General features: G+C 32.6%; 9 protein-coding genes, 2 tRNA genes and 1 pseudogene. 3 read left to right on the top strand and 9 right to left on the bottom strand.

Features of this window, described 5'->3' with window-relative positions; all coding sequences use genetic code 11:
* Positions 1-69 precede the first annotated feature (69 nt).
* A complete protein-coding gene (locus tag ACFIMQ_RS03195; protein WP_375616381.1) occupies positions 70-1,233 on the bottom strand; it encodes a phosphoserine transaminase in 1,164 nt (387 codons plus the stop codon).
* 420 nt (positions 1,234-1,653) lie between these two features.
* On the opposite strand from ACFIMQ_RS03195, the gene ACFIMQ_RS03200 reads away from it, so the two are divergent.
* Positions 1,654-1,729, top strand: a tRNA-Phe gene (locus ACFIMQ_RS03200).
* A gap of 2,092 nt (positions 1,730-3,821) precedes the next feature.
* Here the strand turns inward: ACFIMQ_RS03200 and ACFIMQ_RS03205 are convergent.
* From ACFIMQ_RS03205 to ACFIMQ_RS03225, 5 genes and pseudogenes are all read right to left on the bottom strand, one after another.
* Complete coding sequence (locus ACFIMQ_RS03205) at positions 3,822-4,376, bottom strand: biotin transporter BioY (protein WP_375703378.1); 555 nt, start codon at positions 4,374-4,376, stop codon at positions 3,822-3,824.
* A 440-nt stretch (positions 4,377-4,816) separates the two neighbouring features.
* A complete protein-coding gene (locus ACFIMQ_RS03210; protein WP_375703379.1) occupies positions 4,817-5,134 on the bottom strand; it encodes a biotin transporter BioY in 318 nt (105 codons plus the stop codon).
* 106 nt (positions 5,135-5,240) lie between these two features.
* Positions 5,241-5,880: pseudogene (locus ACFIMQ_RS03215) on the bottom strand (energy-coupling factor transporter transmembrane component T family protein).
* A complete protein-coding gene (locus tag ACFIMQ_RS03220; protein ID WP_375616762.1) occupies positions 5,877-6,557 on the bottom strand; it encodes an energy-coupling factor ABC transporter ATP-binding protein in 681 nt (226 codons plus the stop codon). The pseudogene ACFIMQ_RS03215 and the gene ACFIMQ_RS03220 overlap by 4 nt, the downstream one beginning before the upstream one ends.
* A gap of 40 nt (positions 6,558-6,597) precedes the next feature.
* Positions 6,598-8,028: an amino acid permease gene (locus tag ACFIMQ_RS03225; RefSeq protein WP_375616761.1), complete on the bottom strand. Its 1,431-nt coding sequence runs from the start codon at positions 8,026-8,028 to the stop codon at positions 6,598-6,600.
* 163 nt (positions 8,029-8,191) lie between these two features.
* Between ACFIMQ_RS03225 and ACFIMQ_RS03230 the strand changes: the two genes are divergently transcribed.
* A complete protein-coding gene (locus tag ACFIMQ_RS03230; protein ID WP_375616760.1) occupies positions 8,192-8,530 on the top strand; it encodes a hypothetical protein in 339 nt (112 codons plus the stop codon).
* A 579-nt stretch (positions 8,531-9,109) separates the two neighbouring features.
* Here ACFIMQ_RS03230 and ACFIMQ_RS03235 read toward each other — a convergent pair.
* Complete coding sequence (locus tag ACFIMQ_RS03235) at positions 9,110-9,313, bottom strand: SlyX family protein (RefSeq protein ID WP_375608768.1); 204 nt, start codon at positions 9,311-9,313, stop codon at positions 9,110-9,112.
* A gap of 470 nt (positions 9,314-9,783) precedes the next feature.
* Here ACFIMQ_RS03235 and ACFIMQ_RS03240 point away from each other — a divergent pair.
* Positions 9,784-9,859 (top strand) — tRNA-Thr (locus ACFIMQ_RS03240).
* A gap of 99 nt (positions 9,860-9,958) precedes the next feature.
* Here the strand turns inward: ACFIMQ_RS03240 and ACFIMQ_RS03245 are convergent.
* Both ACFIMQ_RS03245 and ACFIMQ_RS03250 read right to left on the bottom strand, forming a co-directional pair.
* Positions 9,959-10,162, bottom strand: coding sequence for an AlpA family transcriptional regulator (locus ACFIMQ_RS03245; protein ID WP_100129129.1), 204 nt, complete (start codon positions 10,160-10,162; stop codon positions 9,959-9,961).
* A gap of 78 nt (positions 10,163-10,240) precedes the next feature.
* Positions 10,241-10,864: a lambda exonuclease family protein gene (locus ACFIMQ_RS03250; protein ID WP_375703380.1), complete on the bottom strand. Its 624-nt coding sequence runs from the start codon at positions 10,862-10,864 to the stop codon at positions 10,241-10,243.
* Positions 10,865-11,012 lie beyond the last annotated feature (148 nt).

Genomic DNA, 11,012 nt, shown 5'->3' on the forward strand with positions numbered 1-11,012 from the left:
AAAGATCATCATAACCTCTCGTATCCTTTTTCTGTTTAAAAAGGCGTTGCAAAAATCGCCAGTAATTATTTAAAGCTGAGCTTTTTCAACTTGGAACGCCCATTCAAGCCATTGTGTTAAAATTTCAAGATCGGAAGCCTCAATTGTTATACCCGCCCAAATTCGAAGCCCAGGAGGAGCATCTCGATACGAACCGATATCATAAGCGACCCCTTCCTCATCAAGACGATTCACAACCGCTTTTATAAAAGATATTCGCTTTTCATTATCCAAAGCAGTAATCACTGGATCCACAATATCTAAGCAAATGGATGTGTTAGAACGCATTTCAGGATCTTTTGCCAAATATTCTAACCATGGTGTTTTGCGAATAAAAGCATCAAGTACAGAAAAGTTTTTCTCAACCCGTGCTCTTAATGCCGCTGCACCTCCTAGAGACCTTGCCCACCTCAACCCATCAAGAAAATCTTCAACACAAAGCATAGAAGGCGTATTGATTATCTTTCCTTTAAAAATATCTTCGTTCAACTTTCCATTTTTCGTCATACAGAAAAGCTGCGGCATAGGCCAAGCTGGAACATGATTCTCAAGCCTCTCAACAGCACGAGGACTTAAAATCACCATACCATGTGCTGCTTCACCTCCCAAAACTTTCTGCCATGAAAACGTCACAACATCTAATTTTGAAAAATCGAGATATTGCGCAAAAGCAGCAGATGTTGCATCACAAATGGTCAATCCAGCCCGCTTATCCGGAATGAAATCCGCATTAGGAATACGCACACCAGAAGTTGTCCCATTCCATGTGAAAACAACATCACGATCAAAGTCAAGTTGTGTTAAATCTGGTATTTCACCATAAGGGGCTTCAAAACGACGCACATCAGAAAGCTTTAATTGCTCGACAACATCTTTATTCCACCCTAATCCAAAACTTTCCCACGCCGCCATATCAATGCCACGCTCACCTAATAAAGACCACAAAGCGGCCTCAACAGCACCGGTATCTGAACCAGGCATAATTCCTATACGATGATCAGAAGGAACTTCAAGAATCTCACGGGTTAAATCAACAACTTCAGCAAGTTTTAATTCTGCTTCTCTCGATCTATGCGAACGCCCAACTAATGCATTTTTAAGAGTTTCAAGGCTCCAGCCAGGTCGTTTACTACAAGGTCCTGAAGAAAAATTAGTATTATTAGGACGACTACTTGGTTTTTGTAACATTATCATTATTTCTCCCCTTTTAGATGACTTGCTTTCTTTATGATGACTTGTTCTCTTTATAAAGAAAAACAAATTACTATAAAGACTACTCAATAGCCTCTTTTTAAAAATCCAAAATGTCTTCTATTTATTTCGTAAGCTTAAAATTCACGGAAACTTTGTAAAAAAATCTTTTTTAATCATGCTGTTAGATTGATTCTTTTATTTTTTTTCGTATCACCACCACGATAAGAATAGCATTCTGATAACAACACACTAACGTATCATAACATACCTATCAAGTTTATTTTATAATAAAAATTCATTGATAACTCTCTAGAATAGGGAGATAAACTTATTAAAAAATCAATTATTTTTCTTTTGATGACTGGACAGAGAAAATTTTAATGTTATAACCACAAACACTTTACATGTTTTATGAAGCATGCCCAGATAGCTCAGTAGGTAGAGCAGCGGACTGAAAATCCGCGTGTCCGTGGTTCGAATCCGCGTCTGGGCACCACTTTTTGTTTTTATTAAACATAACTTACTGGTTTTCCAAATGTTTTTTGTAATGAGGGACTCCCAAATATAAAGTGAGGGAATAGGATTTTTAACATGCCTCTTAATTATTGCGAATCGAGACCTCTTTTCGAGGTATTTTATGATTAAAATACTCAAAATTCCTTCATTCATAATAAGATGAATCTTTAAGGAATCTCTCTAAATTCATTCTAGTGATTATATTTCAACTTTAAATTTGTCCTAAAAATTTTTGGTGACATGCACCATATTAATGGGATTATCTGTATCAAAGGTATCCACGAGATAATTACTCTTTCTAAGAAATAATAAAACCTTCAATAAAAAATTACTGAAAGCATCAAAGAAAGCAATAACGCGTTTTTACAAAGTTTTTTAAATTTACATTAAATCGTTGGAAATCTATAGTATATTATATTTGTTTTTTTGTATGTTGTATGAGAAACTCGAATATCATAGATTTTTCATTTCAAATTTGTTTATATTCAATCAACTAAAATCATTTTCTAGCACACTACAAATGAAAACAGTGTAGGAGATAGAAAATGTTTTATGAAACGGCTCAAAGACAAGAGATATAGCAACATTAGGAGCTGACAAAAGTATGATAGTACCAGCTTGCTCCTTCATAACTGTAAAGATGCTGGTACCCTATAAGTTTTATATTATTCATAATCGAGAGGCTTTGCCGTTATACCATTTGCAAGAACCGTCATACATTAGGTGGAATGTGTCTTGAGAGATGCCGTTTTAAAACAAACTCGTAAATTGACACCAATAAGCGTATTATGGATGTTCTCTTTAAGTGAGGAATATAGCTCTATTAAAGAACGTGAGACATAAAAGCGTGAAGCAATGTGTAATCTCCATTATTTAAAAGATATTGACGTAGATGCTTTTGAAAGTTGTAAAGCCAAACTAAAAGAAAATGGTGAAGTAAGTGGCTGCTTTGTACCTACTTCACATTATTCTCCTCTATACACTTTATGGAATTAATACTCATCCATCTTAAAAAAGTTAAAAGACTTACAGATCTTTCTTCAAAAATAGCATTGCATTGCAAATATAAAACTTACAACACCCTTTCAACGAGGCAAAAACAAAAATAATAATTGGAAATAAACCAATCTCACTCTCATTATTTTGCAAAAATATCAGAATTGTTTCAAAGCTCATTAGAAAAATTTCTGCATTCAGCCTCGAATAATTATATACTGTAATCTGCTGCTACAATATACAAAATGCTTAAAATATTAATGCACATAATTTTTTATTATTTATGGATACGTATATATATTGCCTATTGTCATTTATTATCTTGATAAGAAAATTATTTCCTTATCTAAAAATAAGTACTCTACCATTTGAATATGGAAAATATTGAAGAATATAGATATATTCCTAAATTTGTGTACACACATTTTGCTATTTGAAAAACAATTACTATATTTTTCCAAAATATATCATGATTACCAGGATGAGTGGGTAAAATAACTTTATTTATTAAAGAATTATTTTCTTTAATAAGAAATAAATCTGATGAAAAAATAGTATGAATATGAATAAAAGATGTTTTTCCTTGAAAATCTCTACATTCAGATGCTTTCACAAGCGATAAAAAAATTAATAATATAGAACATATTAAAAAGAAATATTTTATATTCATTTTTATAATTTACCTCAAATGATAATATTCATAATGAAATTAACGCAATTATATTTTTTTGTCTATATTATATTTAAAATAATATTATTTTTATCTTAAATGTCGTTTACTATTGATAGTTATTAAATTAATAAATTTTATATTAATTTATAATTCATTAGATTTAATATAACTTTTAGAATTTAGTTGTATAATTTATGAATAAGATTTTAAATATTCATAAATTGTTTATAAATTATTTCTAAGATATGTTTTATAAAACAAAATTAAATATAATAAATTTCTCTTTGCCAGATATTATCTTTCGTTAAAATACAAAAAGTGAGATAAAATAATTTATATTATTACTATTTGTGTTATACCTTTCTCATGCAATGTAATACAAAACTTCATTTAAGAATCAGAACTACCCTTTCTCGAAATGAATGAGAGGGATATTTTTTTTAACGGTAAGGGCTATAAAGGATGCAATCAGCACTTTCAAAAAACCACCAGCCAAAAAACCTAATGAACTTATTAAAATTGTCAGCAAAGGGACCTGAACCATATAAGCTACCCATGGTATTCCAAAAGAATAGACAATCCCAATGCCACCCACAGTATTTATCACAAATAATATTATAAAATTTAATCGTTTCCAAAATAACTCAACCATAAAGCCAATGAAAAATGCAGCAAATGGAAAACTAATCAAATAACCACTCGTAACTCCTAAAAAAACACTAATTCCACCACGACCACCAGGCAATAGAGGTAAACCAATCGCAATAAGCACAAGAAAAAGAAGTGATGCTAGAGCTCCCCTTTTTGCTCCAAGTATAGATCCTGCCAACATCGGAGCCATAGATTGAGCTGTAATAGGTACCCCCAGCAAAAAAGGAAAATAAATAGGAGGGAAAAGACTTAAAACAGCGTAAATCGCGGCAAATAAAGCAATATAGACTAAATCTTTTGTATTCACTGGATTATTCCTTCATTATGGGAAAGCTTTAGTTATTGTTGTAATATTAATCAAAAATATCAGCTTTATAAAAGAAAATTTTTGATACCTTAGATATAGAGAAAAATATTATAATAATTTGTTTTAATAATATTACTGATATAAATCATCTTAGATTCTACAATGTTTAATGATATCATAAATCGCTATAGTTAAAATCAATGAACTTATAATGAAATAATATATTTATTTTAACTTATTATTATTTATTTTCAAATGTACCGCATTATAATATTACATTCAAAATAAACACTTTTTTCTTTTAATGAATAAGAAAAACAGATCTTTTAATCGCGAGTACAAAAAAGAATACAATCAATACTTTCAAACAATCCCTTATCAAAAAACTGATGAAGCCATAAAAAAACCTTTAATAAAGAGACTTTAGTCATATCCGCTGCCTACGGAATACCAAAAGCATAGATAACTCCTATTCCCCCCACAGCATTTATCACAAACAATGTTATAAAATTTAACCGCTGCCAAAACAATTCTACCACTAAACCAATAAAAAATGCAGCAAATGGAAAACCTATCAAATAACCACTCGCAACTCCATAAAAAAGCACTAATTCCATCACAACAATCAGGCAATAAAGCCAGTCCAATCGCAACAAGAAGAAAAAAAGGAGCGGCGCTAAAGCACTTCTCTTTTGTCCCCAAAGATGGCCCCTTCTAACATCGGAGCCATAGATTGAGCTGTTAATAGATACCCCCAAGCAAAAAAGGAAGATAAATAGGAGGGAAAAAACCAAAAACAGCATAAATAGCAGCAAATAAAACAATATAAGCTAAATCTTTTGTATTCATTTGATTATTCTTTCATTATGAGATATCTTGATGATTATGAAATACTGCATCAACAATATCAGCCACCATAAGAGCGCGCCTCCAATGCCTCAGCTATTTCTGAAGCCATTCTTATGGTTCGTATAATTAAAGGTATTGCAAGAGCAACAATGTTAGTATTAAGTCCACGTGCTTGCTGTGCTTCACGTACCTCATTAAACTTTTCGCTCAAAAGAGGAATAAACCGGATAGCCATAGAGATAACCATACTCACTTTTGATGGATTTATACCAAAGCAACAAAAGGGCTGAAGCCCTGCTTCAATTGCATCCACCATATCTGAAACTTTTGTTGTAAACGAAATAAGTGATGATAAAGAAAAGAGGATAACAAGACGTAATATGACCTCAACTCCCGTAAGCCAACTATTAAAAATAGTTTGAAATACAAATAAAAGAACTAAAAGCAATCCCATCGATTTAAACTGCTCTATCACGGTTTTAAAAGAGATCTTGGCAACTCTATAGAATAAGGCAACAAATAATAAAAAGAGCCCAAGAAATGATATAGATGAAACCATTATTATAGTGGTTCCACATACTGTAAGAAATAATAACTTAATCCTAGGACTAAGCCTATGAATAAACGTATCTTTTGGAATATATAAACCGATCATGACATTCTTTTTATATATTCTTTGATCGCAACAAAAGGTACATCATCAATTGCTATTTCTCCCTTATCAAAAACAAGCACTCTATCAAACTTTTTCAAAAACTCCAAATCATGCGATACAACAATCGCCGTTTGTGGTAATTCTTCTATTACTTGCGTCACACGATGCTTATTGCGCAAATCAAGTAATGTCGTCGGCTCATCAAAAATAATGTAATCTGGTTTCATTGCAACTACACCCGAAATCGCAATGAGTTGTTTTTGCCCATCACTTAATAAATGAACGGCATGATTTCTAAAAGCTTCAAGCTCATAGCGCTGCAAAATTTCATCTACACGCTTCTTAATTTCATCTTTATTAAGCTTTAAATTTTTGAGACCAAAAGATAAATCCTCTTCAACTAATGGTAAAACAATCTGATTATCAGGATTTTGAAAAACAAATCCAACCTTACGCTTTACTGCTTTCGCATCGCGTTTGGTATCAAGCCCATCAACGCTTACAAAACCATGAGATGGTAATTGGAGCCCATTAATAAGACGAACAAATGTACTTTTTCCAGAACCATTTGCACCAATAACGGCGATGCGACTTTCGGTAAGTTGTATAGTAATATTTCTTAAAACACACAAATCACCAAAAACTTGTGTTACCTTATCAAATTTTATAAGCCCCAAGGTTTATTCCAATCAGTCCCTTTGATTAGCTCTTCTTTCGCTATCGTTTCAGTTTATAACCTAAAAGTAAAAACAAGCACCATAGAGGAATAATAATGACTGCCAAACTCATATCAGGCATCTGCACTGGAATATATGACCTGAGAAAAGATGCCTTTATTCCTACCACCTCAAACAGTTGAGCTATGAATCCATTTTGTCCAAAACCACTTATAAACATTATACAAAATAATAAAGCAAGAAAGCATAAGCAAAAATAGTTAGCGTAAGGATATAAACCAAAAGCATAAATAAACGGCTCTTTTTTGTCCTTATGGGCCTTTCGAAACTTCAAATGAACAATAACAATAATGCCCCAAGTAATAACCGCTGCTGCTGTAGCAAGAGCCATGATCCGCATAAAACTATTATTGGGAATAAGAGTATTAACGATGATAATAATTGCAGTACAGATTGATGAAAATAGGATAGCAACATACGGCACGCGTGCAGAATTAAGTTTACTAAAAATATGTGGTGCATTTTTTTGTATAGCTAAACTGTAAAGCATACGACCATTAGAATAAATACCACTATTATAAACTGAAATAGCAGCCATAATAACCACAAAATTCAAAATATGACCGGCAGCTGGAATTCCTATCGTCTCAAAAATTGTTACAAAAGGACTACCATTTTCCTCAATCATATTCCATGGATTGAGCATCATAATAACACTAATGGAACCAACATAAAAAATTACAATTCTCCACATAACCTTACGAATAGCTGTGGGAATTGTTTTTGTTGGATTTGAGACTTCTCCAGCAGCAACACCAATCAGCTCTGTTCCCCCAAAAGAAAACATCACCACACATGTAGCTAAAATAACTCCCTCTATCCCATAAGGGAAAAAACCACCATATTCCCAAAGACGATGAATGCCTACTTGATATCCACCTATTCCAGTGACAATAAGAAAAATTCCAAAAATAATCATACCAACAACGGCTGTAACTTTAATCAAAGCCAAACCAAATTCAAATTCACCGTAAAAACGAACATTCAACAAATTGATCAATGTCACACACACAAGAACAATAAAAGACGACTTCCAATGATCAATCAAAATCCAATGATCTAAATAAAATCCGATCACTGTAAGTTCGGTCATACTGACGAGAATATAAAGAAACCAATAATTCCAACCTGTTATAAAACCTGCTAAACCTCCCCAATATTTATAAGCAAAAAAACTAAAAGCACCTGATGTTGGTTCTTCTACTGACATTTCACCAAGCATTCGCATGATAAAATAAATAATAATTCCTCCGAAAAGATAAGCGAGAATAGTCGAAGGACCCGCCAATTTTATAGATTCTGTTGAACCATAAAAAAGACCCGTTCCAATAACGCCTCCTAAAGCAATCATTTGAATATGACGATTTTGAAGATTACGTTTTAATTCATTGTTCTTTTTGTTAAACATCATGCCTCATTACTTTTGTTGAGCCTAACCTCAACTTTTATCGAAAAAATTACGCACCTTTTTTCAAAAAGTACAACACAAACGTAAACTTATTTTCTTGTAATAATGCAACTCCTTATTTTTCTATGCATTATACGTATGTCCTGTTAAAATTTTAAGAAAAAATATGCTCCGCCTTTTATTTAAATTAATGACCTTCATTTTCGTTACACTAACAATTATAGCATTGGTCATTGACAATGCACACTCTGTAATCACATCACATTGGACAAAAACCCCCCTTAATAAAATTTTAGCAAACCTTCTGCAAACAGATATCCATAGCTTTAATCAATCTCTATGCAAGATAATGCCTGATTTTCTGTCCTCAATTTGCATTACTCTCACTTATTTACCAGCATGGTCTATCTTTGGTGCTTTAGCAATAATATTTTATATCTTAACTTACGAAAAACAAAAGCCTTTTCATAACATAGCATATACATATAACGAAGAATATATTTAAGCTTGAAAAAAACTTCTAGAACTCACTGTACTATACACAACCAATATAGCTTAGAGTACCTCACTCTACCAAAACAACTGAAAATTACTTGATCATAAGAACGGATTACAACTCTTTATTATGAATATATACCCTTTATTATGATTTCTATAGATAATGATAACATCACTCCATTTGCATTAATTCAAAGAAATTAGCGAATAAATCTAAGTCCTTATTCCACCTATAAAAAACTCTGTACAGAAAAAATTGAAATATATCAAAATCCCTAGATTCTTCTATAGCTGTTGCTTTATACTCTATAAAAACCTTTCTTACTTCAGCACTAAAAACCACGTATAAAAAATGCCTTCTAATAGCAGCACTCCTTATACGATTGAAAATTTTTGAAATTAATGAGGAAGCTTATAACAACTGTTCTACATATTAAAAAAATGCATTCAATAAAAACTAATCTATCAATAACAGTAATCGTGATAAAGAACATCTCACCCCCTCCTCCCATTGTGATATTCACCCCACCACATCTAAAAAATCCAAGAGACTCTTACTAAAAAAATTTTAAAAAGCATCTTCTCGCTATTGAGAAAATGGTAAAATAACAGCTTCAGAAACACTCTGTTCTTCTAAATCTGAAAATCGTCTCGCTAAAACATCAACTTTTTTAGATATCTCATCCAAACTTTTCCATTGATTGGTTACTACACGAGAAAGCTCTTCAATGAATTTTTCTTGGTAAGCTAACTTCGTTTCTAGTTCTACCAACCGATTTTCATCCGACATGATTCCTACTCCATCTTAAATAAAAAATGTGATTAATTTTATTAATCCTCCCCCTTTTTCTTCCTATAAAAATGAAAAATAACTTTTCAACTAATTCTACTCATCCTATTTTCACATTAATAAAGGTTTATGATGATCTTTGTTTTTCTAATCACTTATTCAATAAATTTCCTTCTTTGTTAAGAATCAGAAAATGTTTTTTATCTTTACTAAGATATCTTGACACCATTTTCTATTTTAAAGATTGACGTTTCCAGCTTCTTAACTTTGAGCGCTATCGTAAATTTGAAAGCATTTTATAGCATTAAGATCAAAAAATACTGCGACCCCCGACTCTTACATATTTCTCCTCCTCCTTCAAATTATTATCATATTTTATAAATTATTGAAAAAAATGCATACTTGCTTTTATACGTACTTTTAGCTATTACCCTCAGATTAGTTTTTGTCTCATTGACTTACAAACCTACGCCGCATTAGCTCAGTTGGTAGAGCACATCATTCGTAATGATGGGGTCGCTGGTTCGAATCCGGCATGCGGCACCATTTTTTGTGTTTAATGTATTGAAATATATAATTTTTTATTTGATTTTCTATTTTTTAGACCACCTTTTAGTCCACCTCTTGTGGTTTATACAATTTTACTTAATTTGTTGTTATTTGCTCCGTATTTTTCTTTGGAGTAAAAGCTAGAATCTCTTTTTTTCTCCATCTCACTGCTCTTCCTAGCTTATAGGGTTGCGGAAACTCCCCTTGAAGCACCCAATTGCGAATCGTTGTGGTTGATACACTAAAAAGCTGTGCACATTCACGGGTTGTTACATATCTATCGCCATCATCAAATATCATCTCATTACCTTTCTATTTTTATATTACTTATTACCTAAATGGGTGGGGGTGCTGGGAGGAGAAAGCACCCCCATAGAGTCAAGCAGCTTTTGTCAAAATCTTTTGCATTTCTTGTTCTATCTCTGCTAAAAAGGCTTCGACCGCTTGATTAATCTCTTCAATTTGTTCTTCATCACGGTGAATGCGTTTGATTTTCATGCGTAAGTATGTTGATTGCCTCGTAAAACGTGGGTCATAACTGATAAAATCACACCATTTTCGTCCCGTACAAGCCATTTGGAATTGCATTTGCGCGCTATATTCAGGCTTTATAGTGTCATCTATAAAGAAGCGTAAATGGTTTGGTGATTGTGGACATTTGACTTCAACTAAACCGTCATCACCAACAAACCCATCAGGACTAGCACCAGCCATTTTGATTGTGGGGTGTTGTATGAAACCACACTCTATGACCTCTGTATCATAAATGAATGCATATTCTTTCAAGGCATCTTCTTCATGTTCAATGCCCCATTGCATAGCAGGCGTTGGATAAGATTGGCTTACTTCACCAGTTAAACGTTCTGTTATAAGTTTGATTTTGTAGTCTTCATATTTGCTTGTCGGCATTCCCTTTGCTGTTTTACTCAGTAGGTTGTAAACGTTTGAAGCGGTGACTTTTCCCAAGCGGGCTTGAAACCATTGTGCTGTTCTTTGTTCCATTTCACACCGCCGTTTGTTGTTGAGTTGGTGCATATTCAATATCTTGTATAAGAGCGTCTATTTGCTTTTGTTGCTTTTTTTTCAAAGCAAACAAAGCGGTTTGTGCTTGTTTAAAAGACATATCTTTTAGATTTTTTACTCCTATGAA

It is taken from the genome of Bartonella sp. AD13SXNS, from assembly GCF_042196465.1.
In the GTDB taxonomy this organism is placed as follows: Bacteria; Pseudomonadota; Alphaproteobacteria; order Rhizobiales; family Rhizobiaceae; genus Bartonella.

Excerpts from the sequence above, each read along its gene's own strand:
- ACFIMQ_RS03230 (WP_375616760.1), top strand. The coding sequence starts at position 8,192 with ATGCTCCGCCTTTTATTTAAATTAATGACCTTCATTTTCGTTACACTA.
- ACFIMQ_RS03245 (WP_100129129.1), bottom strand. The coding sequence starts at position 10,162 with ATGATATTTGATGATGGCGATAGATATGTAACAACCCGTGAATGTGCA.
- ACFIMQ_RS03250 (WP_375703380.1), bottom strand. The coding sequence starts at position 10,864 with ATGGAACAAAGAACAGCACAATGGTTTCAAGCCCGCTTGGGAAAAGTC.
- ACFIMQ_RS03195 (WP_375616381.1), bottom strand. The coding sequence starts at position 1,233 with ATGATAATGTTACAAAAACCAAGTAGTCGTCCTAATAATACTAATTTT.
- ACFIMQ_RS03235 (WP_375608768.1), bottom strand. The coding sequence starts at position 9,313 with ATGTCGGATGAAAATCGGTTGGTAGAACTAGAAACGAAGTTAGCTTAC.
- ACFIMQ_RS03225 (WP_375616761.1), bottom strand. The coding sequence starts at position 8,028 with ATGATGTTTAACAAAAAGAACAATGAATTAAAACGTAATCTTCAAAAT.